Raw genomic sequence first — 26,787 nt, forward strand, 5'->3', positions numbered from 1 at the left:
GCTCCAAGGTTGAATCGAAGCGCCATCTTGCCGCCGCTTCCACCGCGCCAGGCACCCCGAATACCCCATCTAGCCCCCGAGCGATGCCGGCAGGCGGTCGACGGTATTCGGGAGAAGTACGGCCTCTCGGAACGTCACGTTTGCCGGATCGTCGGTTACCACCGCGACACGCAACGCTACGTGCCGACCGTGCTGGCCGACGAGGATGCGCTGACCCGTGCCATCGTCGCCCTGGCGCCGAGTACGAGCGCTATGGCTACCGCCGCGTCACCGCGCTGCTGCAAGCAGACGGCTGGCAGGTGGGCAAGGACCGGGTTCAGCGTATCTGGCGTCGCGAGGGGCTGAAGGTCCCAAGCCGGCAGAGACCCCGCAGCCGCTTGTGGCTGAACGACGGTTCGTGCGTTCGGCTACGGCCGCTTCGCCGCAATCACGTCTGGAGCTTCGACTTCGTGCAGGCTCAGACGCACGACGGGCGAAGCCTGCGCATCCTGACGCTGATCGACGAGCATAGCCGGGCGTGCCTGGCGTTGAAGGTGGCACGGCGCATCAACAGCCTTGATGTGATTGAGGCGCTGGCCGACGCGATGTGCCTACACGGCATCCCGGAGCATATCCGGTTCCACAATGGTCCTGAGATGATCTCGAAGGCACTCTGCAAATAGATCGCCATGACGGGCTCTCAGATCCAGTACATCGCCCCGGGCTCGCCGTGGGAGAACGGGTATTGCGAGAGCTTCAACGGCAATCTGGGTGACGAGTGCCTACGCCAGGAGATTTTCTACTCGCTGAGTGAAGCACAAATCGTGATCGGTCTCTGGCAGGACACCTACAACCGCCTCCGGCCGTACTCATCCTTGGGCTACCGGCCGCAAGCGCCTGTCAGCTTTCCGGATCTGGCCTTCCAGCTACCCATGGCCACCACCATGCAGTAGCCTCGCAACTGGCTCGGTCCAAAATACCGGTCAGGTCACGGTCGATCTCGATCTGCTCGGGCTTCATCTGCCCCTTACCGGGAAAAGCGTGTTGGGGATCGGCCGCCGCTTGCTTCACCCACTGGTGCAGCATCGTCTCATGAACATCGAGATCGCGCGCGACCTGCGCGACACTGACACCACGTTCCCGAACCAGTCGAACCGCCTCGATCTTGAACTCACGTCCAAACTTGCGACGCTACATGGAGCACCTCCGGCTTCACCATCACACCTAAACCGGGTGTCCGTGAAACCGGCAGCAAGCCATACAGCGCTATTCGACGGCAGCTCCTGTGTCCAAAACGAGTTGCTACTCGCACAGGGTAGTTATCACCGATGAATCACTCCCGTACGCGTACATCAAGTTTTTAATAGAACATCAGAACTGCCTTTTGCCAATAAGAGTAAGGCATTCCTGCTCGTAGGCATGTAGGACTATGTCCCAGGAAAAGTTCTGCTCAGCCCGGACGCGAGCGGCGCGGCGGGCTCGGGTTACCCGGTCATCGTCAGATAAGATCAACTCAATAGCGCTTTCGCAAGAGAAATTATCAGAGAAATAGATTTGATCCTCTCCGGCTGTGTGCCGGTTGAAGAGATTGTCGTGTGCTACGACTACGCTTCCCGCCCATAAGGCCTCAACAAGTGAAGGATTAGTGCCGCCTACTGTGTGACCATGCAGGTAAGCGCGAGCATAGTAACGCAATGACCGTACGGTAGTTGGATCATAAATTGCACCAGGAAATATTACCTCTTCACTCGCCGCCGCTAGAACTGCTTCGTGGTAGCGATTGCCTAAGATAAAACTGCCTAACACCACAAACTTACATTCCCGCCTTCGGCGTGAGAATGCCTCGACCATAGTTAAGATGTTGTTGTCTGGCTCAATGCGAGCGATCGATACGAGGTAGCCGTCTGGCGTTAGGCCCATGTTCGCGAGCGGCGCCGGATCTGCGAAGGGAACCGGATCGCCGCCATAGGCAATCGTCGCTATCGCGCGGCGGGGGCGGCGCGTTGCAAGATGGTTGGCGATTTGGGGATGATCGGCGATCAGACGGTGAGAGGTCCAGGCGGCGATCCACTCATTTATCCAGAACCACGCCTGCACCGGCCACGACCATTTTGGTCGCTTCCACTCGATACCATCCATATTAGTGACGACCCTGCGTCCACGTAGGCGTAGGTAGGGCAGGAAGATGGCTCCGTTGTAACCCAGTACCAGGCACACACCTTCGCGACGGGCTGCGTCCAATACACTGTAGGCATCGAACTCGAGTGTCGCCTGCGGCCCCTTGGATGCAACCTCTACCTGGATCAATTCGATTCCGCGCCATGTCTCAACTGAGACCCGATGATCAATTTTTGGAACCTCACGCTGGCAGTAGACGCCGACCTTCCAACCCCGGGAAACGAGGAACAAGGCAAGACGCTCCGCAAAGGTTTCAAAGCCACCATGAGCCGCCGGAATACCGCGGCAGCCCAAGATGAGCAAACACGGCGGATCTAGTCCGTCATTAGCTTGGATGACTTCTGTATGAGATTGTAGATCGCCATTATTTTGTGCCAGAACATCGGAATCATCTATTGTGCGCCGCATGATACAGCCTCAGTGCTATTTCTGCAAACCAATGGCCCAAATTGGTACAGCGGGCAAAGGGATCGGCTTAAGATAGCAAGAAAGGTGCAAGTCGGATTGTGGCCTGGATCTGTTTGCGATAAATGGGTTACGCGCGCCTAGCAGCCTGTTGTGTTCGTTCATGTTTGGTGGTGGTATTTGTTCAGAAATCACGTATTTACAGTCTGTAGCCTCATGCTGTCCTCGGCATCACTCTTGCGCCGCGAGCCTGTACGCCCTCCGCAACGTGCCAATTTGGTAAGGACACGGGCTCGGGCAGCGAAGAGACGGAGCAGATGTTCAGGTTCGAGAGTCACGCTCCCGCGGAACCAGTTCGGATCGCTTTAGCGGGCGGATCCAAGCTCGCATCCGGCACAACTGGTCGGGGCTTTGACACCATCGCACTGCTAGGCGTGCTGTGGCGCTCGGCCGGATTCATCGCCCTTGGCGGTCTCGCGTGCCTCGCCCTTGCTGTGGCAAGCCTCGGGATAATGCGGCCCATCTACACGGCTGGGATCCAGATCCTGCTTGATCCTTCTGATCTGCGGGTACTGGAAAACGAAGTTACTACCCGTACGCCGCAGGCTGATTCGGGGGTTTCTCTCGCCGAGAGCCAAGCGCGCGTTATTCAGTCTGGTACGGTGTTGCGGCGGGTTGTAGAGCAGCTCCGGCTCGACCAAGATCCAGATTTTGCGAAACCCAACTCCACGAATCCGATCGTGGTCGCGGTTAAGGGCCTGCTCGGCCTGACCCCATCCGCGAGCGCGAACGACCCAGTCAACGTAGCGATCGACAGTCTGAGCAGTGTCCTCAGCGTGCGGCGGCCAGAACGGACCTTCGTGCTTGAGGTTGCCGCAAAGGCTTCGGATCCGCAACTTGCGGCCAATATCGCAAATGCGGTTGGCAGCGCCTACCTCGCTGAGGAGAGTGCGGCTCGTACTGAAGCCGCGAAGCGCGTCTCTGACGCTCTCACGGCTCGCCTCGAGGCTCTGCGCCGGGGGGTCGAAGCGGCCGACAGACGAGTGGTTAAGTACCGCCAAGACAATAGACTCATGGTGGCGAGTGGCCGCCTGCTCACCGACCAGCAGCTTGGCGACCTCAACCGGCAGCTCGTGACAGCCTCGATCCGAGCCGTCGAAGCTCGGGAACGGTTGGCTCAGGCCGAGCGGATGCGTGCCCGTGAAACCGGCACGGCCCTCCCGGAAATGCTGCAGTCCCCAGAGATGCAGGCGCTGCGCCAGCAATACGCGGCGATCTCCCGCAGCAAGGCCGAGACGGCAACCCGGCTTGGCGAGCGTCACCCCGCCATCGTGGAGCTGAACGCCCAACTGCGGGAGGCAGAGCAGCGCATCGAAGCTGAGAAGCGCCGGATCGTCGATTCTACCCGCAAGGACGCTGAGCGTGCCGTGGGGAGCGAGGCGGCCATCCGCCGCCAGCTAGCTCAGGCAAAATCCGAGATGGTTACCAACGAAAGCGCCGTCGTCGACCTCAGCGAACTCGAACGCGAGCGGGAGGCCCTGCGTACCCTGTACGAGAGTGTCTTGCGGCGATCCCGGGAGGCCAGCGAGCAGGAGCGCCTCAATACCCTCAACGTGCGTATCATCTCTGAAGCGGTGGCGCCTCGTCAGCGGACATGGCCGCCCGGGCCGCGGATCGTACTACCTGCGGCTCTTCTACTTGGAATGATCGCCAGCGCCGGCATCGCCCTCCTGCGCTACCTGGCACGGGACCGGGAGCCGGCCCAACCTCGCGCCACGGTCAGAACTGGCACGGCGCGCGAGTTGGTGCGGTCGCCGGAGGCGTAAGGCTTTCTTCACGGCGACAGCCGCAGCCAGTAGCATGCATTGATGTCCCGTCGGCCGGATGATTTATCCCAACTCCGCTATCTACGAACGCACGCGGCTTAGATATAATTTGTGACAGAAATATTCAGCCGCTTCGTCAGTGGTTTAATTAATGTTTGCGCGATCTTTTGTGGCACTGCAGCTGCTATGCAGATCCCGCCGGGAGGCCGCTGGGAATAAGCTTCTACATTTGGCTCATAAGCGTACCGAAGCAGGCGCTTACGCCGTATCAAAACGACACAGGCCGCTACAGGGAGTCGAACACCTATGGATCGCGATCCGATTTTTACGGACTGGGCCGACAAGCACGGCGCGCTCTGGAGCCATCAGCCCCTGCGTCTGCAACATCGGCTCCATACTATGCCGCTGTTCTCCCGCACGGCTCTGGCGGAGCTGATCAATACCTACCCGCGCGAGCAGTACAGCCTAATCCACATGGGCGCGAGCGGTCAGCGCCGCTACTGGCGCGAGGGCGACATCGGCGGCCTGCCAGGCAAGGCGGTGATCGATGCGATCGCCAAGGGCCGGATGTGGCTCAACCTGCGCAACGTGCTGAAGGTCGACAAGCGCTATGCCGAGGTGGCGGACGCCATCTTCGCCGAGATGGCCGAGCGCCTGCCGGGCTTCTCGACCCGCCACCACAGCGCGGGCATCCTGATCTCGTCGCCCTCGGCGCAGGTCTATTACCACGCCGACCTGCCCGGCCAGCACCTCTGGCAGCTGATCGGCCACAAGCGGGTCTACATCTACCCGAACTCACCCCCCTTCCTGACCGAGCGGCACCTCGAGGACATCGCCCTGTTCGAGGTCGAGGTCGATATGCCCTACGAGCCCTGGTACGACGAGCACGCACAGATCCTCGATCTCGCGCCCGGCCAGATGCTCAGCTGGCCGCTCAACGCCCCGCACCGAGTCGAGAACCTGGACTGCCTGAACGTCTCCATGACGATCTCGTTCACCAACGAGGAGATCCACCGCCTCCAGACTGTCAACCTCGCCAACGGGCTCCTGCGCCACCGCCTCGGCATGCCCCCACGCAGCCGGGCGATCACGGGCCCGTCCTACTGGTCCAAGGCCGTACTCCAGAAGGTCCTTCGCAACAGCCGCTGGGTCCGGCGCGAGCGCGGGGCCCGACGCCGGATCGATTTCCGCCTGGACGGTGCCAATCCCGGCCAGATCATCGACGCGCAGGCTACCGCGTGACCGCCCTCGACCGGCCGCTCGCGGCCGCCCGGGCCTCCTCCGCGACGGATTATCGGGCCGAGACTGCGACCCGTTTCGAGGTCTCGGCCCTCCGGGGCGGCACTGCGCCGACGCCGTTCCAGGGCGCCGACTGGCTCGCGAGCTGGTACGAGGCCATGGCCGGCCGGGCCGGCCTGACGCCGGTCATCGTCACGGTGCGCCAGGCCCGAACGGGGGAGCTCGCCCTCGTGCTGCCGCTGGTGCTGCGGCGGATCGGATCGCTGCGGCTGATCGAGTTCGCCGATCTCGACCTGACCGACTACAACGCTCCGCTGATCGGGCCGGCCGCGCCCCGGGACCGGCGTGAGGCGGCGCGGCTGTGGCGGGCGGTGCGCCGCGCCCTGCCACCCGCGGATCTCGTGCGCCTCGCCAAGATGGAAACGGCCTTCGGGGGAGCGCCGAACCCCTTGGCTCTCCTGCCTGGGGCGATCGCCTGCGCCCTCAACGGCAACCTCGTGCGCCTCGGTCCGGATTACGATGCCTGGCGCTATGCCGGGCTCGAGCGGACGGCGCGCAAGGAGCTGGAGCGGATCTGGCGGGTCTTCACCAAGCATCCGGACGCGGCCTTTGAGCGGGTGACCGACCCTGCGTGGGCCCGCGCGGTGCTCGCGGCGATCGAGAACCTGCAGAAGCGCCGGATGGACGCGCTGGGGGCGACGTACTTCCTCAACGAGCCCGACGTGGCGGCGGTCTACCACCGCCTCGTGGAGCGCGGGCTCGCTGACGGGAGCACGGTCGTCACCGCCCTCGTGGCCGGCGGCGAGATCGTGGCGGGGCTCCTCGGTCTGCGCCTAGGCGAGCGCTACATCATGATCCGCATCGGCCAGGCGGGCGGGCGCTGGTCGAACTGCTCGCCGGGCCGGCTCGTTATCGAGCGCACCATGGCGTTCCTCCACGCCGAGGGGGTGCGCTGCGTCGATTTCAGCATCGGCAACTACGACTACAAGCGTCGCTTCGGCACCGAGCCGCTCGCCCTCGTCGACCTCGTCGCCCCGCTGGGCTGGCGGGGGCTCGCGCCGGCCCTGCGCGCCCGGCTCGTCGGCCGCCTGCGCGCCCATCCCGAACTCGACCGGCGCCTGCGGGCCTGGCTCGGTAGGTTCACCTTCGCCAAGGTCTGAGATCCATGCCCTCGTCGGAGACGCTCGCACCCTTCGAGACGCTGCGCGACAAAGTCGGGCGGCGTCTCGCACGGGCGGTGGTGACGCGCCGCATCCCCCTCGCCCCTCTCCTCCGGGATACGCGCGCCGCCGTGAGCTTCACCTTCGACGACATCGCCGTCTCGGCGGCCGGGACCGGCGCACGCATCCTGGAGGAGAGGGGCATGCGGGGCACGTTCTACGTCTGCGGCGGAATCGCCGGCACCGTCTCGGAACTCTACCCGCTGGCGAGCCTCGACGCCGTGGCGGATCTTGCCCGCCGCGGCCACGAGATCGGCTGTCACACGGCCACGCATCCGAGCGCCGCCCGGACGGGCCTGGGCGCCTACCTGCGGGACGTCGAGGCCAACGCGCGCATTTTGGAACCGGTCGTCGGGCCGCTCTCGACCTTCGCCTATCCGTACGGCGCCATCGGGCTCGCCCACAAGCTGCGCCTTCAGGAGCGTTTCCTCGCCTGCCGGGGCGTCCACGGCGGCCCGATCACGGGCGCGGCCGACCGCGGTCGCCTAGAGGCAGTCGCCCTGGAGAACGCGGCCCTCGGCGAGGTGGAGATCGACGCCTGGCTCGACGCCGCCGTGGCGCGGCGGGCGTGGTTGGTGTTCTACGCCCATGACGTGGCGGCTCAGCCTTCGTTGTTCGGCGTCACGCCGGAGCGTCTCGCCTACGCGATCGAGGGCGCCCGCGCCCGCGGTTGCCGCATCGGAACCGTCCGGGACATCCTGCGGACCAGTCAGGGCCTCACCGGGTAGCAGGCGAGATAGCGCAGGCCGAAGATCGCGATCAGGAAACTGACCCAGACGGCGCTGTCGCGCAGGAAGAAGACCGTCTCGAGAGCGGCTACGAAAATGCAGAACAGCCAGATCCTGAAGAACAGGAGCGCGAGCCCGCGCTTGGTTGGGTCGAGACGGGCTCGCATGAAATCCAGGAGCGGCATGAGGACGACCACCCACAGCGCGAGACAGAGGCCAGGGAACCCGGTCGTGAGAGCGAGGTCCAGGTAGGAGTTGTGCGAGTCGGTTGCCTCGGCCGTCCACGCGAGTTGTCCGAGCGGATCGCTCTGCAGAACCGCATCGGTGCTCCAGAACCCCATGAAGCCGTAACCGGTGAGCGGACGTTCCAGGAAACGATCGATCGCGAAATTCCAGATACCGGTCCGATTGGTGAAGGTGGGATCCGAGATCAATTTGGCCACAATATCGGACACGGAGGGAATGACGGCCGATCCCACGGTCATCAAGTTGTAGAGTGCAAGTGCTCCCAGGCAGAGCGCCAGAAAGAGAAGCCGCGAGCGGGTTCGAAGAGCGAGCCGCGAAACCAGAAGGATGACCGGCATCAGCGCTGTCGGCTGCTTCGTCCCGGTGAAGAGCAGAAAGACGAGCGAGAGGACGAAGAGGACGCCACCGAAAAGATGCCTGCCCTGTCCGGCCAGGAAGGCCCCGATAAACAGAAAGACGATCATCATCGGGCCGGCCGTCGACTTATGATCGTATATGCCGCGCCAGTCGCCCGCCAGACCGGCCTCGCGCGGCGCATCGGCTTGATGGACCGAGAGCGCCGGAACCAGGAGAACGGCGAGATAGCACAGGACGACCACGATCATGGCTGCTGTGCCGAGCCAGAGTTCGAGGTCGCGCTGGGTGCGAGGCAGGATTGGCAGCACTCCGACGATGCTCATCACCATGGCGCAGAGAACGAGCCGGCGCACGGATGTGCCCGGGTTCACCCCGAGAACGGCTGAGACTGCGAACCAGGCAAGGAGTAGAAGATAGGCCGGATGCAGCAGCGGCCGCGCGCCCCGCCAACCGAGGTCGATCAGCTTCGCCATCGTGAGGCAGTAGAGCGCCACGTAGAGGACCTGGTTCAGCAGGTCGCCCGAACTCAGGTCGCCGGGCGGTCGCGAAAGATCGCTCAAGGGGTCGAGCGTGATCCAGAACACCATGAGGCTGCCCAGGAACAGGACCGCTCGCTGGACGGTATCGCGACCCTGGGAGGCGATAGAAGCAGTGGTCACGAGGCTTACCGCGCTTTCCGGTACTGCTCTGGACGCAGGCGGAACTGCGCTCCGATCCGGCCGACTGCCTCTGCGATGGGATGGCTGGCGATCAGCGGGTTGCGGGAGGCAAGGAGCCGGCGCGCGGCGCGGATGGGACTGAGACCGAGCAGAGCGATGCTCTTAGCCAGGATGCGCGCCTGGCCGCCGATCGTCCGCACCTGTTTCCGCTCGATCATGTAGTTGATCGCACCGTAGCGCAGGCTGCGGGCTAGCACCCAACGAAGCTGGGTGCGGGCGATTGGGACCGTCTCGCTCGCACGGGCGCCGTTCTCGAACCAGGCCGTAAATCCGGCGGCACAGCACCTCTTGAAAAAGTCGATATCACCTCCGCCGACGAAGTTGAAGGCGTCATCGAAGTTCGGATATCCTATCCTGTCGAGGACGGTTGCCCGAATGAGAACATTGCCGCTCCCATAGAGAAATGGGACCGGTCCGGTGGTGCTGTAGTAGGGCAAGAAGACCGGATGAGCGGCGAAGAAGCCGGCATCGCTGCGCTCGAACTTCGCGACGACCGGCCCGCCGACGAGATCGGCGCCGCTGCGTTCCTGGGCTTCGAGCAGGTGGCGCAGCCAATCTGGCTCCGCCTCCTCGTCATCGTCGATCATCGCAATGAAGGGCGCGCTTGGATAGAGTGTGCGCGCAGCCGCGAATGCGGCGCTGCAGGCCTCGCAATTGCCGGCCCGTGGCACCACGATGACGGCGCCAGCGAGACTGGAACCTTGCAGGAAGGCCTTTGCGATCGCCGCACCCTCGCGGCCGGACGGGTCATTGTCTGCGACAAGGCAGACGAATGGTAGCCTCACATCTTGCGCTGCGAGCGACTGCAGGGTTCGTGTCAGAAGGTGAGGCCGGCGCATGGTTGGTATGCACACGACCACCTCGGGCGCCTCGACGGGGCCGTGGTGCACGACCTCATACGTTGCCGCACACTCGTCCCGGCGGGAGGGCATTCGCCAGGTTCCACCGTGGTTCATCGATGCAGTCATGGTGACCATCCTGGTCTCAAAGCGATCAGACCGCGCCTGAGACGATCGGCCAGGCGCGCTCGCTGGATTTGGACGGAACCGGATCGACGTCGGGTGCCGCATGAAGTTCGAGATCTGCGCCGTGCAGTGCTCAAGGCGTTGTTCCCGCAAGGCCGCCCGCTCGACCCTGAGAGCATCCAAGGCCGGGCGATCGCCCCTCTGTGGGAACCCGCCGTCGGAAATGCTGCATCACCTCGTGCAGGGGCTTGGGCTTTAGGTCATCGTCGAGGGGGAGCGAGCGGGTCGGCAGGCCGTCCAGCCGCGGCTTGTGCCAGCGAGTCCAACTGTCGCGGTCGCGCAGGCCCCAGGTCAACACTGCGTCGGCGCCGCCGCCTTCCGCGATAGCGTCGAGGAGCTGGAAAGCCTGCTGCGCTACGAGCTCGTCGCGCTGGCGTAGGTCGGCCGGGAAGGTCTGGTCGATGACGTCGAGCTCGGTCACCACCACGACGAGGCCGAGCGCCCGCACCTCTGCGACGAAGCGCGCCACGGCGGCCCGGTCGATCACGCGGTCCGAGTAGAGGTGGCCCTGCATCCCAACCCCGTGCAGCGGCACGCCCCGCGCCACCAGGCCCTGCACCGTGCGCAGCATCACGGCGCGCCGGGAGTCGTAGTGCTCGCCCTCGAATTCAAGGAAGTAGTCGCTCAGTAGGAGCTGGGCGGCGGGGTCGGCCTGCGCAGCAGCACGCAGCGACATCTCGATGTATCCGTCTCCAATCAGGCGCCGCCAGAGGGTGTTGCGCAAGCCGGTACCGCGCTCGGGCGCGTCGTCCGTGAACTCGTTGACCACGTCCCAGGAGGTGATCGCGCCGCGGTAATGCCCGACCACGTTGGCGATGTGCTTGCGCAGCTCGGCCTCGGCCTCGGCGCGGCTGCGCACTGTGTCAAGCCAGGGCGGGACTTGGCCGTGGAACACGAGGGCGTGGCCGCGCACGGCGAGGCCGACATTCCGGGCAAAGCGCACGATGGCATCGCCCTCGGTGAAGTCGAAGGCGCCGCGGGTCGGCCGCAGGCGGTCCCACTTCAGCGCATCCTCCGTTACTACCAAGTCGCAGTCGCGCAGGATCGCCCGCCGGTAGCCCGCGTCCTGGTCGAGGAGCGAAGCCTGGACTGCGCAACCAATCGGTGTGCCGAGCGGGGCCACCGACCGGGCTCGCGCCGCGGGACCCGGCTTCCCGGTACTTGAGCTTGCTGGAGCTGCCGGGGCGGCGGATGAGTCCGGACCGGCTGCCAGGACGGCGGTGCCGAAGACCACGCCCTTCAGGGCCGCCCGGCGATCGATGTGCGATGGCTGCGTCACAATCGGTTTCCTGTTTCAAGCCAGCGGTCTAGGGTCAGCCGCTCCCAGCCCCCGGCGGCCGAAGGCGTAGGTGCCGAGGCTGGAGGCCAAGTAGGCGACCAGGAAGACGGCGTTTATCATCCCGGCCCATTGCGCTGGACCGTGGAACTGCCAGAACACGGCCGCGATCAAGGTGGATTTCAGCAGGATCAAGAGACTGGAGATCCAGAACAGGCCGAACATCCGCTGCCAAGCATAGAGCAGCTCGGCCTGGTACTCGATCAGGTTGCGCAGGGCCGGCACTGCCCAGAGCAGGGGCAAGATCGGGGCTGCCTTGGCGACCTCGCGACCGAGCAGGCTGGGCCAGACTTGGAGCGCCAGGGTGATGACCGCGAAGACCGCCGTGGAGACGATCAGGATGCCGACCTCGGTGACTAGCTTGGCCCAGGTCCCCCGCATCGCGGCTGGGTCGCGCAACAGGGCGCGAATCATGATCACGTTGAACGCCCGCACCGGCATCGCGGTGAGGTCGACGAGGCGCATGCAGGTGGCAAAGAGGCCAGCATTCGCCTCGCCCCCGAGGGCGAGGACCAGCACCTTGTCGCTCTCCCCCTGGCCAGCTGATACGACGTAGGCCCCCGCAAGCGCCAGGGCGTTGCGACCGCGCAGCAGCAGAGAGCGGCGGCGCAGGCGAAGGCGCGCTCGCGGTAGCAGGGTAGCGGCGACGACCAGGAGCGCGGTGAGGTTGGCCGCCGCGTAGGCGAGCCCCCATGCTGCGAGGCTGTGGTCGCTCGATCCTAGGAAGGCGAGCGCCGCGAGGGTTCGGGCGAGGAAGCCGATGTTGTACGCCGCGGCGGAGCGGGCGTAGCGGCCGAGGCCGCCGTTGATCACCGCCACGAGGTCGATGAGCCGCCAGACCACAACCTCAACCGCGACGACCGTCAGGTAGGCGAGGAGCTGGCCCGGGAAGAAGGCCCAGTGGACGAGCAGCGCCAGCCCAAGGCAGAACGGCAGCGAGACCGCGAGCCAGACGGCATAGGATCCGAGATAGCGGCCGAGGAGCCGCGGGCGCGTTGCCGAGACCGCCACCATGTTAGCGCCGTACCCGAAAGCGGCGAGGCGCGACAGCACCATGCCGACCGCAGCGCTGGTGGCGAACAGGCCGAAATCGTCAAGGCCGAGCGCGCTCGTTAAAGAGATAAAGTAGACGAGCGAGAGCAGGAGCCGGGTTACCGAGCCACCGAGCAGGTGGACGTAGCCTCGCACAAGGCCGCGCTCCCCCAGTCCGGCCCAGGCCGCGCGCAGCCGCCGAAGGAATAGCAGACGGCGCATCCGGCTAGGTTCGTCGATCAGCAGGTCTGTCCGGCTGTCCTGCATCGGGCTCCTCTGGGTGGAAATGGGTCAGCCCGTACCGATCCTGCACAGGCCCACCCATTGATTCGCTAGAGCCTGCGGCCCGCGTGCCAAGACAACTCTGCCAAAGACGCCTCCCGGGTAGGACGGCGTCAGAGCCCAGCGAGTGCGTCAGCGATCATCGTGACGGCTGCGCGGCGCCGTGCTTCGTTCCAGGCCCAACCCACCTCCGGATTGTGGGTTCGCGGGTGGCGCACCGCCTCGACTAGGGCAGCCGCAAAATTCTCGGGCGTCTCGGCCACCCGCAGGCTGTCGGGCACCACGTCGAGTCCTCGGACCCCAAGCCTGGTGGACACGGCAGGCGTGCCGGTGGCGGCCAGTTCCAGGGTCTTGATCTGGATGCCAGTACCCGCGATGGTCGGCACAGCGGCGACCCGCACGCCGGCCAGAAAGGCGCGCGCGTCCGGCACGAGGCCGAGGCGCCGGATCCGCCCCTCCGGTAACGCCTCCGATCCTGCACCCGCCACCGCGATGCTCATTTCTGGCGGCAGGCGCGGCACTACATGTTCGAGGAACCACGTCATGCCCTCGCGCACCGGTGGCCAGCTCCAGGTACCGATGAGACCGATGTCGTAGTCAACACTCGCCCGCACCGGATCGGAGCCAAGAGGGAAAAATAAAGGCAGCACGGCCCCATGCGTGATGTCGAGGTCGCGTCTGGCGCGGTCGGCGTCAGCCTGTGATAAGAACCACGCGAAACACCCCTCTGCCCCTGCATGCCGCTCGAGTTCAGCGTTGAGCCGGGCCTCCCGTGCATAAATTGCCCGCCACCAGAGGCGTCGGGCCGCCTTGGCCACCATGGCGTACGATGCCGCCTGGATATCGTGGAAAATCACCCCTACAGGAATGGATCCAATGAGTTCGCGTACGAACGGATAAAGATTGACGTGATCTACAATGAGCAATTCTGGCCTAGCACGGATGATCTCCTCTTTAAGACGATGGGCCGGCAGGTAATTAAATTTTTCTGAGGAAATAGGATGACCTGAGCGCAGGCTGCGCCATGCCCAGGACAGTTTATCGACTGGGGGCGCCGTTGCAGTCTCAATCGGGATTGTCCCCAAGAGTACACTGTCTACAGGAGATGCCACCCGAAATGGTGCACGCCCGTATGCATAAAGTGTAACATCGTGGCCAAGTTCCGTGAGTACCGCCAAGATTGCCTGGGTGGCAATTTCACTGCCCGTCTTTGAGGTATTGGGCACAATAGTGGTGAGCAGGGAAATTTTCATGAGCTTATAAGAGATATAAATAAGTTTATATTTCGCTAATTAGAGACATTATTATGTGCCAGAGCTCGTACATGCTGTTTATATCGATAATAATATTGCTCAGCTAATGCTTAAAAATTGATCGTATTGCAAGGATTGGTTTAGGTGAAATATTGCACGGCAAGGGCTATGGATCGATCAAGCGGCTACGGCTGACAAATTTGAGCGTGAGATCTGCCTCTTGGTATATTGATGCTCGAGAGCTTCACCATATATTTGGATTGGTTGGGGCTGCAGTTTATATCAGTAACCGCTTGACATATTGTCGTGATTATGCAATTGTTTCTTACGTAATCTGTACCGACAGTCGAATTGGTCATCTGGAATATGGATTAGAGTATATTAAATAAAATTTGAAGGGAACTGAAACGCGTGATGTCTGAGCCGCGATTATGAATTATGATAAGATATTAGTGAGAGTATTGGGCCTTTTTCAAGCAGTATTGCTTATAATAATGTCGATGAGAGATAAGTTTCCTATTATAAGAAATATTAATAATTATTAAATTTTATCTTTGTAAATATAAGACCACAGGATGGAATAGTCTATAGTGAAAGTTTTGTTATATATTATAGTTAGCTGTATTTTCATATTTTAATTACCCGAATTTATTATATTATTAGCCCTAATCGTAATCTTGTTGCTATTTCACGCAGCCTTTCCAAAAATTGCAAAGATTTTCCGCTATATGATTGCCTCTTAATTGTAAGATATTGTTATTGTATGCAGTGGTGCTGGGGACGAAGGACTTGCCCGTCAGACCCTCGGGAAATGGCAGCGCCCGCATCACCAAAACATTCAATGGAATCAGCGGGGCAGGCTCTGCTAGAGTCGTGCCCGGCGGTGTTGCGACGGGACAGTGACTGGTGCGTTACCCGGTAAAGGAGTCCGCGATGCCTTCACCGTTGTCTGTCGATCTGCGCGAGCGCGTCGTGGCGGCCGTGGCAGAGGGCGCCTCCTTCCATCGAGCGGCGGCGCGGTTTGGGGTGAGCGTGTCGAGCGTCAGCCGCTGGTCGCAACGATTTGCGCAGCAGGGGCACGTCCTACCCAAACCGACCTACGGCGACGACAGCCTGCCGGCGATCGAGGTGCATGCGGATCTGATCCTCCCTCGACGAGGCCCAGCCCGAGCTCTTGGCTCGGCGAGTTGCGCGACGCCCTGGCCGAGCAGGGCGTGCCGACCAGCACGAGCGGGCTGTCACGCTTCTTCGCTCGCCACGGGATCACCCGTAAAAAGGGGCGCTGTACGCGGCTGAGCAGGAGCGGGCCGACGTGAAGGCGGAGCGTGAGGCGTAGTTCGCGGCTCAGCCCGACCTTGACCCCGACAAGCTCGTTTTCCTCGATGAGACGGCGGCTGCCACCAACATGGCCCGCCGCTACGGCCGCGCCCCGCGCGGCAAGCGCTGCCAGCTCCTCGTACCGCAGGGCCATTACAAAACGACCACCGTCACCGCCGCTCTGCGCACCACCGGCCCGTGCGCCCTCGACCTCGCGGATGGCGCAACCAACGGCCAGCGCTTTCGCGACTACGTCGCCAACCACCTCGTCCCCGTGCTGCGGCCCGGCGACACCGTGATCCTCGACAACCTGCAAGCTCACAAAGTCAGCGGCATCCGCGAGCGGGTCTAGGCGGCCGGCGCGCGGCTGTTCTACCTTCCGCCCTACAGCCCCGAGTTCAACCCGATCGAGCAGATCTTCGCCAAGCTGAAAGCGCTGCTGCGGAGCGCAGCCGCCCGCACCGTGCCTGACCTCTGGGACGCCATCCGGCAGGCCTTCACCCGCTTCACCCCGGACGAGTGCCGCAACGGCCTCGCCGCCGCCGGCTATGACAACGACTTGGCCGTCGCTACGTAAGCGGAAACAGCTCTGAGAGCCCGTCTGATAAGGGTTGAGTTTGGGGTTGAGTTTGGGGTTGAGTGGCCGGGATGGCGATGCTTCCAGAAGGGTGCTGAAGCCTGACCTGGAAGTGCCATGTGGACCCCGACCACCCGGCGGTAGCATAGCCGCTCGGGCCTGCGCTACGAAACCGACCTAACGGATGCCGAATGGGCTGTGGTCGAGCCGCTGATGCCCAAGCCTGCACCGTGCGGGCGTCCGCCGGTCTGGACGATGCGGGAGATCCTGCACGCGATCTTCTACGTGCTGCGCGGCGGGATCGCGTGGCGGCTGATCCCCAAGGATCTGCCACCCCGCTCGACCACCTACAGCTACTTCAGCCGCTGGCGCGACGACGGCCTGTTCGGCCGGATCAACCACCACCTCGTCATGGCTGACCGTGAACGGATCGGACGCGAGGCTTCGCCGTCGGCGGCGGTTCTGGATAGCCATCCTTCGAGAGCCTCAGGATGAGGGCATCAAGACCACCGAGAGCGGTGGGCCGCGCGGCTACGATGCCGGCAAGAAGGTGAAGGGCCGTAAGCGCCAAGCTCTGGTCGACACGGACGGGCGTGCCCTCGTCCTCGATCCGCAGCCCGCCGACGTACAGGATCGCGACGGAGCGGTGCCGGTGCTGCGTTTGTCGCGTCGCACCTTCCCGTTCATCATCAAGGCGTTCGCCGATGCGGGCTATGCCGGAGACCGACCCGCCACGGCCACGAGCATCACCGTCGCGATCGTGCGCAAGCCACCCGGGCAGGTCGGCTTCGCCGTTCAACCGCGCCACTGGGTCGTCGAGCGCTTCTTCGCCTGGATCAGCCGCAACCGCCGCCTCTGGAAGGATCCGGAGGCCACTCTCGCCTCGGCCCAAGCCTTCCTCTACGCCGCCGCTGCCATGATCCTCGCATGATCCTCGTCCGACGCCTCGGACGCGCTCCGTGACTTATCGGAAAGACTCTTAGAGTTGCTCATTACAGTGCAATCAATTGCTGAGCCTGAACGGCAGTCTTGGGGGTTCCTACGCAAGCTCTCGGGGGGATTCTTGCCGTTTCAACTCTTCACCACGTCGGCGAGCGCCGCCTGGAGCCCCACCTCGGCGAAGTGCGGGACGCCGGCATTGGTCTTCTCGACGACGTCCGGCCGCTTCTCGATGCCGTAGACCTGCACGCCGCGGCGAGCCAGCGCGACGGAGAGGGTCAGGCCGACATATCCGAGACCGATGATGACGACGTTGGGAGCTTTTCTCACGTCCATGTTGGGGTCCCGTTTGCGATCGATCTTGCGAGTCTCTGAACCGACTTGAAATCCGGCGCGGGGCAGGCGCCGCATCATCCCCCGGCCCTCGGGCGACCGGGACCGACGACGACTGCGTTACGTCGGATCAGCAAGGTGCGTGCCTCGGGAAATCCGCATCAAAACGGGATCAGCGGCCCGTTCGCGGACACTTCATCCGCCGCTTCAGATGATTTCGGGACTTCCCGCAGTCGAGGATCGGCGTTTGTCGGCCGGAGGATTAGTCGAGCTCCGGAGCGGTGTCGGAAGACGGCCGTCCCCGAGGATTCCTCATCCCGCGGATCTCGCGCGGCCCATAGCCTCAGCCCTTCCGCGCCGGGCCGAGGCAACGCATCGCCCTGAGCGTCGTTCGTTCTGCCGGAGACGGCGGGTGCAACGGGCGCCGCCGGCCGAAATGGGAGAGGCGGATGCCGGTTCGGATGACCCAGGAAACGCAGGAGGTGATCGACGGCCGGAGACAGGTCGTGGTGCGGGTCCATTTCGGCCGGCCGGATGCGGGGCGGGAGGTCGTCGAGGTCGCGGCGACGGTGCGGGTGCCCGCCATCGAATCGGAGGCGCAGACCGAGGCCGCCGCACGGCAGATGGCGCGTCGGGCACTCGAACAGGCGCTGTCGGCGTTCCCGCTCTGAGGGCGAAAGACAGACGGGCGCCGGCCGGGAGTCGGGAGGCAAGTGAAGCGGGCCGGAACCGTTGACCGATCTTTGTCGGCCCGATGACGGGTGCGCGCCAATCGGTCGGAAGGGTCTGTGGCGAACCGGGAAACGACGTGTGGTTTCTCACGTCGCGCAACCATCGGATCAATTTCGTCTTTTCTCGTGCTTCACTTGCGGTCGACCCTTCGGGCATGCCTTAACGGCAAGCACGGGTGACGCGTCCGCCACGGCGGGCGGCCTCGCTCGCACGCGCCGCCCCTTCTCGTCCTTCAGGCCGCTCCCGAGCCTGCACCTCGCCCGGGTTGATGTCGTCCAACGCCCTTCTCGCCGCCGCCGCGATCCTCCCCTTCGCGGGCTCCGTGATCGCAGGTGCCCTGCCCAGCCATGCGCGCAATGCTGCCGCCGGGCTCGCCGGGCTCGTGACGCTGGCCAGCCTCGGCTGCATCCTCGCCCTCACGCCGCAACTGGCCGGGGGCGGCACCGTCGTCCACGCGGTTGAGTGGCTGCCGAGCCTCGGCGTCAACTTCGTCCTGCGGCTCGACGGGCTCGCCTGGCTTTTCTCGGTTCTGGTGCTCGCCATCGGCGCGCTCGTGGTGCTCTACGCGCGCTACTACATGGCCGCCGCCGACCCGGTGCCGCGGCTGTTCTCCTATTTTCTCGCCTTCGTCGGCGCGATGCTCGGCATCGTTCTCTCCGGCAACCTGATCCAACTCGTTCTGTTCTGGGAACTGACGAGCATCGTCTCGTTCCTGCTGATCGGCTATTGGTACGACAACGCCGCGGCCCGTGACGGCGCGCGCATGTCGCTCACGATCACCGCGGCGGGCGGCCTGTGCCTTCTCGTCGGAACGATCCTGATCGGGCGCATCGTCGGCAGCTACGACCTCGGCACGGTGCTGGCCTCGGGTGACACGATCCGCAACAGCCCGCTCTACCTGCCGGCCCTGGTGCTGGTTCTGGCGGGCGCGCTCACCAAGTCGGCGCAGTTCCCGTTCCACATCTGGCTGCCGCGCGCCATGGCGGCGCCGACGCCGATCAGCGCCTACCTGCACTCGGCGACGATGGTGAAGGCCGGCATCTTCCTGATGATCCGCCTGTGGCCGGTGCTCTCGGGTACCGAGCAATGGTACTGGATGGTCGGAAGCGCCGGCATGGCGACCCTGCTGGTCGGCTCATGGAGCGCGATCTTCCAGCACGACCTGAAGGGTCTGCTCGCCTACTCGACCATCAGCCATCTCGGGCTGATCACGCTGCTGCTGGGCCTCAACTCGCCGCTCGCCGTGGTCGCCGCGATCTTCCACACCGTGAACCACGCCACCTTCAAGGCGTCGCTGTTCATGGCGGTCGGCATCATCGACCACGAGACGGGCACGCGCGACATGCGCCGCCTCTCCGGCCTGTGGCGGGCGATGCCCTATACCGGCACGCTCGCCATGGTCGCCGCCGCGGCGATGGCCGGCGTGCCGCTGCTCAACGGCTTCCTCTCCAAGGAGATGTTCCTGTCGGAGGCGGTCGACAACATGGGCGACCACCCGATCCACATCGCCCTGCCGGTCCTGGCCACGCTCGCCAGCGCCTTCACCATGCTCTACTCCCTGCGCTTCATCCGCCAGACCTTCTTCGGCCCGCCGCCGCACGACCTGCCGCACGAGCCGCACGAACCGGTGCGGTGGATGCGCATCCCGATCGAGCTGCTCGTCCTCACCTGCATCGCCATCGGCCTCGTGCCGAACCTGACCATCGGCCCGGCGCTCGAGCGTGCCGTGAGCGCGGTGTTCGGCGCGGACGCCCCGACCTACAGCCTGGCGATCTGGCACGGCTTCAACCTGCCGCTGGTGCTCAGCATGACCGCCCTCGTCGGCGGCGTGCTGCTCTACGTCCTGTTCGGCAAGCGCATCGACACCAATCCCCGCGGCGGTCCCTGGCTGATGGACCGGCTCGACGGCGGCCGGCTGTTCGAGCGCACGATGACCGGCCTGACCAAGGGCGCCCGCGGCCTGGAGCAGTGGTTCGGCGCCGAGCGGCTCCAGCCGCAATTGCGCATCCTGTTCCTCGCCGCCCTGCTCGCCGCGCTCGCGGCGGGCACCGCTCGCGGTCTCGACCTGCTCGCGCCGGGCCGGCTCACGCCGTTCGATCCCGCCTTCGCGCTGATGTGGGTCGTCGGCGCGGCCTGTGCGATCGGCGCCGCCGAGCGGGCGAAGTATCACCGCCTCTCGGCCACTATTTTCGTCGGCGGGGCGGGTCTCGTCAGCAGTCTGACCTTCCTCTGGCTCTCGGCGCCCGATCTCGCGGTGACGCAGATCCTCGTCGAGATCGTCACCACCGTGATGCTGCTGCTCGGCCTGCGCTGGCTACCGAAGCGCGACGCGGCGATCCCGGCGCCTCCCGCGGAGCGGGCACGGGCACGCCGCCGCCGCATCATCGACCTGTGCATCGCCGCCTTCGTCGGCCTCGGCCTGGCCGGACTCGCCTACGCCGTGATGACCCGTCCGGCCGGTGACGGCATCGCCCGCTGGTTCATCGAGGAGGCCTATCCGCAGGCCGGCGGGCGCAACGTCGTCAACGTGCTGCTGGTCGATTTCCGCGCCTTCGACACGCTGGGCGAGATCTCGGTGCTCGGCATCGTCGGGCTCACGGTGTTCGCCCTGCTGCGCCGCTTCCGCCCGGCGCCCGACAGCCTGGAGCGGCCCAAGCAGCAGCACAGTCACGACGCCTATGACCGCGCCCGCGAGGGCCGCAAGCCCGGCGACACCGCTGCTGATGCGCTCCTTGTGCCGCGGGTGGTGATGACGTGGCTGTTCCCCTTCATCATTCTGCTGTCGCTGCACCTGTTCCTGCGCGGGCACGACCTGCCCGGCGGCGGCTTCGCGGCGGGCATCGCGCTCACCATCGCCTTCATCCTGCAATACATGGCCTGCGGCGCGCAGTGGGTGGAGGAGCGGCTGCGGATCCAGCCGATCGCCTGGATCGGCCTCGGCCTGCTGATCGCGGCGGGGGCCGGCGCGGCCTCGTGGGTGTTCGGGCGGCCCTTCCTCACCGCTTATTTCGCCTATTGGGAGCTGCCGCTCATCGGCAAGGTGCCGGCGGCGAGCGCCCTGGTGTTCGATCTCGGCATCATGGTGCTGGTGGTCGGCGCGAGCGCCCTGATGCTGGTCGCGCTCGCCCACCAATCGCTTCGCCGCACCCGCAGCACGGAGGCGGAAGCCGAGCGGGCCGCCGAGGAGACGGCGTAATGGAAATCGTGCTGTCGGCGGGAATCGGCATCCTGGCCGCTTCCGGCGTGTGGCTGATGCTGCGTCCGCGCACCTTCCAGGTGGCACTCGGGCTCTCGCTGCTGAGCTACGCCGTCAACCTGTTCATCTTCGCCATGGGCCGGCTCACCGTCGGCGCGCCGCCGGTGCTCAAGACCGGGCCGGAAACCGTGTCGGTCGACGATCCGGTGCCGCAGGCGCTGGTGCTCACCGCGCTGGTCATCAGCTTCGCGCTGACCGCCCTGTTCCTCGTCGTGCTGCTCGCCGCCCGCGGCGTCACCGGCAACGACCATGTCGACGGCCGCGAACCGCACCACGCCGAACCGACCCCGGAGAACCCGCACCCATGACCGCGCCCCTCCTGAGCGGACCCGGCGCGGTCCTGTGGTCCGACCATCTCATCGTCCTGCCGATCGTGCTGCCGATCGCGGTGGCCGGCGCGATGTTCCTGATGGACGAGCGGCGCCACCGCCTGAAGTCGGTGCTCAGCCTCGCCACGGTGCTGGCGATGCTCGCCACCGCCGTCGTTCTCGTCTTCCGCGTCACCGAGGCGCCGGAGGTCTACCGGCTCGGCAACTGGGCGGCGCCCTACGGCATCGTGCTGGTGGCCGACCGGCTCTCGGCGATGATGCTGACGCTGGCCGGTGTGTTGGGGCTCTCCGCCCTCGTCTTCTCCTTCGCCCGCTGGGGCCGTGCGGGGCCGCGCTTCCACGGCCTGTTCCTGCTGTTGCTGATGGGGGTGAACGGCGCCTTCCTCACCGGCGACGTGTTCAACCTGTTCGTGTTCTTCGAGGTGATGCTGGCCGCCTCCTATGGGCTCGTGCTGCACGGCTCGGGCGAGACGCGGATCCGAGCGGGGCTCGGCTACATCGCCGTCAACCTCGTCGCCTCGCTGTTCTTCCTCGTCGGCGTGAGCCTGATCTACGGCACGATGGGCACGCTCAACATGGCCGACCTCGCCCGGCGGCTCACGAGTCCGCCGGCTGAGATCGGCCTGTTCGAGGTCGGCTGCGCAGTGCTCGGCATCGCCTTCCTGATCAAATGCAGCGCATGGCCCCTCGGCTTCTGGTTGCCGACCACCTACGCCGCCGCCACTGCTCCGGCGGCGGCAATCCTGGCGATCCTCAGCAAGGTCGGCGTCTACGTCGTGATCCGCCTGAGCCTGCTCCTGTTCGGTGCCGGCTCTTCGGAAGGGTTCGGCCAGAGCTGGATCCTCGCCACCGGGCTCGCGACAATCGCCTTCGGCACGGTCGGCATCTTCGCCGCGCGCGAACTGACGCGGGCGGCGGGCTACGCGGTGATGATCTCCTCGGGCACCGTGCTGGCCGCACTCGGCACCGGCAGCGACGGGGCGCTCTCGGGCGCGCTCTACTACCTCGTCGGCTCGACCTTCGCCGCCGCCGCCCTGTTCCTGCTGGCCGAGATCCTTCAGCGCAGCCGCGACCCGGCGGACGTGGCGCAGCCCGTCTTCGCCGACGAGTACCGCGATCCCTTCGACGATGCCGGCGCGACCGAGATCGGCCGGGCGATCCCCGCCACGGTGGCGATCCTCGGCGGCGGCTTCCTCGTCTGCACGCTGATGCTCGCCGGCATTCCCCCGCTCGCCGGCTTCGTCGGCAAGCTGGCGATGTTCTCCGGCCTCGCCTCCGGCACGATGAGCGCCGCGGCGTGGTGGCTGATCGCCGTGCTCACGCTGTCGAGCCTCGGCACCCTGATTCCCTTGGTCCGGCTCGGCATCTTCAGCCTCTGGGTGCCCCACGACGACCCGCAGCCCGTGCTGCGCTCGCCGGAACTCGCGAGCCTCACCGTGCTGCTCGCGGCCTGCGTGGCACTCGCCCTCTGGGCCGGGCCTGCGCTCGCCTATACCGAGGCCACCGTGCGCTGGCTGTCCCAGCCGCAGGACTACGTCCGCGCCGTGCTCGATGCGGGCGTGGGCAAAGGTGCCAGCAAAGCCACCGGCAATGGCGCGGCGGGAGCGGGATCATGAGCCTCTTGCTGCCCCATCCCTTCCTCTCCGCCGGCCTCGCGCTGATGTGGCTGGTGCTGAACGCGCCGCCGAGCCCCGGCAACATCGTGCTGGCGCTCCTCATCGGACTGATCGTTCCGGCGGTGATGCGGGCGCTGCGCCCCGCCCCGGTTCGGGTGCGCCGCCCCGGTCTCGCCGTCCGGCTGCTGTTCATCGTCCTCTACGACATGCTGCGCTCGAACATCGACGTGGCCAGCATCATCCTCGGCCTGCGCCGCGGCGAGCGGCGCGCCGGCTTCGTCTCGATCCCCCTCGACATGCAGACGCCGTTCGGCCTCTCGGTGCTGTCGATCATCCTGACCGCGACGCCTGGCACTCTCTGGGTCCAGTACGATACCCATACCGGGCGCCTGTTGATGCACCTGATCGACGATACCGACAGCGAGGGCTGGGTCCGCCGCGTCAAGGACCGCTACGAGCGCCCCCTGATGGAGATCTTCGCGTGAGCACCGCCACCGTCCTCGATTGGGGCCTCGGCCTCGCCCAAGGCATGCTGGTGCTGGCGATGGCGCTGGCCGCGTGGCGAATGCTGCGCGGCCCCCGCGCCCAGGACCGCATCCTCGGCCTCGATACGCTCTATCTCAACGGCATGCTGGCGATCGTCGTCCACGGAATGCGCACCGGCAGCGGGCTGTATTTCGAGGCTGCGCTGATCCTCGGCATGATCGGTTTCACCGCCACCGTCGCGCTGGCCAAGTTCCTGATGCAGGGCGAGGTGATCCAGTGAACGGCCCCGACCTGCCCGTCTGGGCGGCCTGGATCGTCGTGGTCCTGACGCTCGGCGGCGCCGGCTTCGCGCTGACCGGTGCGCTCGGGCTCATCCGCCTGAAGACCTTCTACGAGCGCGTCCACGCCCCGACGCTCGGCGCGACGCTGGGCGCCTTCCTGATCCTCACCGGCTCGATGCTGCTGCTGTCGCTGGTCGAGGGCCACATCGTCCTGCGCGACGCGCTGATCGGCCTGTTCATCACCCTCACCACGCCGGTGACGATGCTGCTGCTCTCCCGCGCCGCCGCCCACCGCGACCGCACCGAGAAAAATCCGGGCGCGCCGCCGGAGCCGTGATTCCTGTGGAGCCGGGAGTTCTGGGCTTGGGGGTCAACGCCCGGCCTCTAGCCTCACGAAGGGCCGCGACCCGGTAGCTCGTGCCGGTGAACAGGGCCCGCATTCGACCCTCCGCGGAAGACCGGCTTGTCAGGGCTTCGCGCCGGAAAGCGAACTCCGGCTGTGAGTTGGAAGCGGTCGCGCTCTTGATAGCCAGCCAGCGCGCCCGTTCAACCTTAAGTCGTTATATTCACCCGCCTCGCACGGGCCGGAACGCAACAACCCGATCCGCTCCGTCCTCGTGCTTGAGGCAGTCCGCGACCGCGTTAGCGAGATCGGCCTGTTGGTAGGGCTTGTTCAGCCGAGGCAGCGCAAGGTGGCTGTCCTGCTCCACCTCCGCATAGCCCGTCGCCAGTAAGATCGGGATGCGCGGCCACTCTGCCCTGATCGCCTCCGCGAGATGCTGGCCCGTCATGCCCGGCATGGCGTAATCTGTGATTACGAGATCGACCTTGCGACCCCTTCGCAAGATGGTCAGCGCCTCTTCTCCGGACGAGGCTTCGAGTACCATATGTCCGAGATCGTCCAGCATCGCGGCTGTGTTCGCCAGGACAAGGGCGTCATCATCGACCGCCAGAACGGTCAGCGAGCGCGTCGCTGCACCGACCTTCTGGACCGAGTCGGCGGCGACCTCGACGGTCTTCTCTCTGGTCTCGGCAACGGGAAGCCAAACCTCAGCGGTCGTACCCGCGCCCACGCGGCTCTTGAGGACCAGGGCTCCGCCAGACTGCTCGGCAAGGCCATGCACCATGGACAGCCCGAGGCCCGTTCCCCGGCCCACGCCCTTCGTCGTGAAGAACGGCTCCATTGCTTGCCCCAGGGTGGTCTCGTCCATGCCTGTGCCCGTGTCCGAGACCCAGAGGCAGACGTACTTGCCCGGCGAGAGACCCCGCACCTGATCGGCTCCAACCGTCTGCTCGCGCGCGCCGATCGTGATGGTGCCGCCATTGGGCATGGCGTCCCTCGCGTTCACGACGAGGTTCAACAGTGCCAGTTCAAGCTGGTTGGCGTCCGCATAGGCGTAGGGCAATCCCAGAGGGAAGTGCGTCTCGATCTGCACCTGCGGGCCGATCGAGCGGCGAAGCAGGTCCTCCATGCCTCGCACGAGATCAGGGGGACAGACTGGCTCGGGCCTCAGACTCTGCCGCCGTGCAAAGGACAGCATGCGCTGCGTCAACGAGGCTCCACGCTCAGCCCCTTGGATCGCGTGCTCGACAAGGCGCGTGAGCCTGGGGTCGTCGGGCAGGCGCTTGCGCAGCAGATCGAGATTGGCAATCACCACGGCAAGCAGGTTGTTGAAATCGTGCGCGATGCCGCCGGTGAGGCGTCCGACAGCCTCCATCTTCTGGGCCTGCCGCAGCGCCTCCTCCGCACGTCGTCTGGCGGTCACATCGACGATGCCGCCAAGCGCGCGCAGGAACCCGCCCTGCGCGTCGCGCTCGACTTGCGAGGATAGGAGAACGTCAAGGGGCTCGCCGCGATGGGTCACGAAGCGGTACTCGGCGTCGCGAAGCGCGCCGCTGGCCAGGAGCTTGGGCCAATCCTCCCGAACACGGCGGCGCGCTGACTCCTCATTCATGAAGTTGATCAAGGGGCGACCCACAACGCTCTCGCGCGGGTAGCCGAGAAGGTTGAGCCAAGCGTCGCTGACCTCCTCGACACGGCCCTCGGCATCGAGGGCGTGCAGCGGCAGCGGCGTCTTGCGGTAGAGCGCCCGGAACTGCTCCTCGCTTCGGCGCAAGGCGACAGCCTCTCGTTCAGCGAGCACAGCAAAGCGGCGGTCGAACATGGCCGCGATCAGCGAGAGGAACAGGATCAGGAACGTGGTGGCGGCGACCGCAAGGGCGAGGTTCGTCTGGCCGATGCTTGCATAGCCATGGCCGCCGTCGGTCACGCCGTGAGCGGTGAAGGAGGCGGCATACATGGCGGTGTAGTGCATGCCCGAGACCGCAATGCCCATCACACCTGCGGCCACGAGCTTCTGCACCGGCCCCGTGTTCTTGAAGGCCAGCCAGAGCGCGATGGTCGAGGCGCCGACCGCGATCAGGATCGAGACGGCAACCCACAGCGCGTCGTAGCGCAGGGAGGCGGGCACATGCATCGCGGCCATGCCGGTGTAGTGCATGGCCGCGATGCCGATCCCCATGAGAAGGCCGCTTGCAGCCAGAGCGAAGCGGCTCCTCCTGGGCCGGTTCACGACGGCAAAGCCGATCCCGGTGACCGCGACAGGCACGATCAGCGAGAGGAGCGTGAGGCTGAGGTCGTAATGCGCCTCCATGCCCGGCATGCTGAAGGCGAGCATGGCGACGAAATGCATGGCCCAGATGCCACCACCCATGGCCAGGGCTGCGGTCGCGAGCCATGCGTGCGCCGTCCAACCCGTCGCGGCACGGATGCGGCCTGCAAGATCAAGAGCGGTGTAGGAGGCGACCGTCGCGATGAGGATCGAGAGGGTGACGAGGGTGCTGTCGTGGGCTCCTGACACGGACATCCTCGCCTACTCGCATGGGCGCGAAGCGGCGGCCCACACAGACCTTAGGGGGCTTTATAGATGCCTCCAAGTGACTGCGTTTGTCAGGCGGAATCGTGTTCGGCGAGACTCGCGGGAACAATGTCCGAGAAGAGTCATGTCCGGCCGCCCATCGCGTCAGGCGAATGACTGCTCCCCACCCACTGAATTCCCTCACTGGCAGCGGACGGCTGCCCCCAGATCCGTCCGC

Annotated in this window: 19 protein-coding genes and 4 pseudogenes; 14 read left to right on the forward strand and 9 right to left on the reverse strand. The window is 65.3% G+C overall.

Annotation, left to right across the window (positions count from 1 at the left end):
* Nucleotides 1-69 precede the first annotated feature (69 nt).
* Nucleotides 70-932: pseudogene (locus MFF24_RS08625) on the forward strand (IS3 family transposase); the annotation flags it as partial.
* A 37-nt stretch (nt 933-969) separates the two neighbouring features.
* Here MFF24_RS08625 and MFF24_RS08630 read toward each other — a convergent pair.
* A pseudogene (locus tag MFF24_RS08630) lies at nt 970-1,170 on the reverse strand (transposase); the annotation flags it as partial.
* A gap of 180 nt (nt 1,171-1,350) precedes the next feature.
* The gene (locus MFF24_RS08635) at nt 1,351-2,565 is read right to left on the reverse strand and encodes a DUF1972 domain-containing protein (RefSeq protein WP_238223947.1); all 1,215 of its coding nucleotides are present in this window, start codon (nt 2,563-2,565) and stop codon (nt 1,351-1,353) included.
* Between the two features lie 314 nt (nt 2,566-2,879).
* On the opposite strand from MFF24_RS08635, the gene MFF24_RS08640 reads away from it, so the two are divergent.
* From MFF24_RS08640 to MFF24_RS08655, 4 genes are all read left to right on the forward strand, one after another.
* Nucleotides 2,880-4,388, forward strand: coding sequence for a GumC family protein (locus MFF24_RS08640; RefSeq protein ID WP_238223949.1), 1,509 nt, complete (start codon nt 2,880-2,882; stop codon nt 4,386-4,388).
* Nucleotides 4,389-4,694: 306 nt separating this feature from the next.
* Nucleotides 4,695-5,630: a hypothetical protein gene (locus MFF24_RS08645; RefSeq protein WP_238223951.1), complete on the forward strand. Its 936-nt coding sequence runs from the start codon at nt 4,695-4,697 to the stop codon at nt 5,628-5,630.
* Nucleotides 5,627-6,787 (forward strand): GNAT family N-acetyltransferase, encoded by a 1,161-nt coding sequence (locus MFF24_RS08650; RefSeq protein ID WP_238223953.1) that lies wholly within the window; start codon nt 5,627-5,629, stop codon nt 6,785-6,787. The genes MFF24_RS08645 and MFF24_RS08650 overlap by 4 nt, the downstream gene beginning before the upstream one ends.
* 5 nt (nt 6,788-6,792) lie before the next feature.
* Entirely contained in the window at nt 6,793-7,575 is a 783-nt protein-coding gene (locus MFF24_RS08655) for a polysaccharide deacetylase family protein (RefSeq protein WP_238223955.1), read from the forward strand.
* Here MFF24_RS08655 and MFF24_RS08660 read toward each other — a convergent pair.
* The 5 genes from MFF24_RS08660 to MFF24_RS08680 all read right to left on the reverse strand — a co-directional run bounded on the left by MFF24_RS08660 (nt 7,557) and on the right by MFF24_RS08680 (nt 13,825).
* Nucleotides 7,557-8,837: an O-antigen ligase family protein gene (locus MFF24_RS08660; RefSeq protein ID WP_238223957.1), complete on the reverse strand. Its 1,281-nt coding sequence runs from the start codon at nt 8,835-8,837 to the stop codon at nt 7,557-7,559. The two genes, MFF24_RS08655 and MFF24_RS08660, sit on opposite strands and share 19 nt — an antisense overlap.
* Before the next feature lie 5 nt (nt 8,838-8,842).
* A complete protein-coding gene (locus MFF24_RS08665) occupies nt 8,843-9,865 on the reverse strand; it encodes a glycosyltransferase family 2 protein (RefSeq protein ID WP_238223959.1) in 1,023 nt (340 codons plus the stop codon).
* A 130-nt stretch (nt 9,866-9,995) separates the two neighbouring features.
* A complete protein-coding gene (locus tag MFF24_RS08670) occupies nt 9,996-11,201 on the reverse strand; it encodes an endo-1,4-beta-xylanase (protein WP_238223961.1) in 1,206 nt (401 codons plus the stop codon).
* Between the two features lie 15 nt (nt 11,202-11,216).
* Complete coding sequence (locus tag MFF24_RS08675; RefSeq protein ID WP_238223962.1) at nt 11,217-12,557, reverse strand: lipopolysaccharide biosynthesis protein; 1,341 nt, start codon at nt 12,555-12,557, stop codon at nt 11,217-11,219.
* A gap of 128 nt (nt 12,558-12,685) precedes the next feature.
* A complete protein-coding gene (locus tag MFF24_RS08680) occupies nt 12,686-13,825 on the reverse strand; it encodes a glycosyltransferase (RefSeq protein ID WP_238223971.1) in 1,140 nt (379 codons plus the stop codon).
* Nucleotides 13,826-14,758: 933 nt separating this feature from the next.
* Between MFF24_RS08680 and MFF24_RS08685 the strand changes: the two are divergent.
* Both MFF24_RS08685 and MFF24_RS08690 read left to right on the forward strand, forming a co-directional pair.
* A pseudogene (locus MFF24_RS08685) lies at nt 14,759-15,719 on the forward strand (IS630 family transposase).
* 159 nt (nt 15,720-15,878) lie between these two features.
* Nucleotides 15,879-16,650, forward strand: a pseudogene (locus MFF24_RS08690) (IS5 family transposase).
* Between the two features lie 140 nt (nt 16,651-16,790).
* Here MFF24_RS08690 and MFF24_RS08695 read toward each other — a convergent pair.
* Nucleotides 16,791-16,994 carry an FAD-dependent monooxygenase gene (locus MFF24_RS08695; RefSeq protein ID WP_238223972.1) on the reverse strand — a complete coding sequence of 68 codons (204 nt, stop codon included), beginning with the start codon at nt 16,992-16,994 and terminating at the stop codon, nt 16,791-16,793.
* Between the two features lie 458 nt (nt 16,995-17,452).
* On the opposite strand from MFF24_RS08695, the gene MFF24_RS08700 reads away from it, so the two are divergent.
* From MFF24_RS08700 to mnhG, 7 genes are all read left to right on the forward strand, one after another.
* Nucleotides 17,453-17,662, forward strand: a complete 210-nt coding sequence (locus tag MFF24_RS08700; RefSeq protein WP_238223974.1) for a hypothetical protein — start codon at nt 17,453-17,455, stop codon at nt 17,660-17,662.
* A 329-nt stretch (nt 17,663-17,991) separates the two neighbouring features.
* On the forward strand, nt 17,992-20,919 hold the full coding sequence (locus MFF24_RS08705) for a monovalent cation/H+ antiporter subunit A (protein WP_238223975.1): 2,928 nt from the start codon (nt 17,992-17,994) through the stop codon (nt 20,917-20,919).
* The gene (locus MFF24_RS08710; protein ID WP_108942385.1) at nt 20,919-21,287 is read left to right on the forward strand and encodes a Na+/H+ antiporter subunit C; all 369 of its coding nucleotides are present in this window, start codon (nt 20,919-20,921) and stop codon (nt 21,285-21,287) included. The genes MFF24_RS08705 and MFF24_RS08710 overlap by 1 nt, the downstream gene beginning before the upstream one ends.
* Entirely contained in the window at nt 21,284-22,924 is a 1,641-nt protein-coding gene (locus tag MFF24_RS08715) for a monovalent cation/H+ antiporter subunit D (protein ID WP_238223976.1), read from the forward strand. Before MFF24_RS08710 ends, MFF24_RS08715 begins: the two co-directional genes overlap by 4 nt.
* Nucleotides 22,921-23,409 carry a Na+/H+ antiporter subunit E gene (locus MFF24_RS08720; RefSeq protein ID WP_133089013.1) on the forward strand — a complete coding sequence of 163 codons (489 nt, stop codon included), beginning with the start codon at nt 22,921-22,923 and terminating at the stop codon, nt 23,407-23,409. Before MFF24_RS08715 ends, MFF24_RS08720 begins: the two co-directional genes overlap by 4 nt.
* A complete protein-coding gene (locus MFF24_RS08725; protein WP_108942379.1) occupies nt 23,406-23,690 on the forward strand; it encodes a K+/H+ antiporter subunit F in 285 nt (94 codons plus the stop codon). Before MFF24_RS08720 ends, MFF24_RS08725 begins: the two co-directional genes overlap by 4 nt.
* On the forward strand, nt 23,687-24,028 hold the full coding sequence (gene mnhG / locus MFF24_RS08730; RefSeq protein ID WP_108942377.1) for a monovalent cation/H(+) antiporter subunit G: 342 nt from the start codon (nt 23,687-23,689) through the stop codon (nt 24,026-24,028). The genes MFF24_RS08725 and mnhG overlap by 4 nt, the downstream gene beginning before the upstream one ends.
* Before the next feature lie 229 nt (nt 24,029-24,257).
* Here mnhG and MFF24_RS08735 read toward each other — a convergent pair whose 3' ends face one another.
* Complete coding sequence (locus MFF24_RS08735; protein WP_238223979.1) at nt 24,258-26,558, reverse strand: MHYT domain-containing protein; 2,301 nt, start codon at nt 26,556-26,558, stop codon at nt 24,258-24,260.
* Between the last annotated feature and the right edge of the window lie 229 nt (nt 26,559-26,787).

The organism is Methylorubrum aminovorans (assembly GCF_022179725.1).
GTDB classification, from domain to species: domain Bacteria; phylum Pseudomonadota; class Alphaproteobacteria; order Rhizobiales; family Beijerinckiaceae; genus Methylobacterium; species Methylobacterium aminovorans.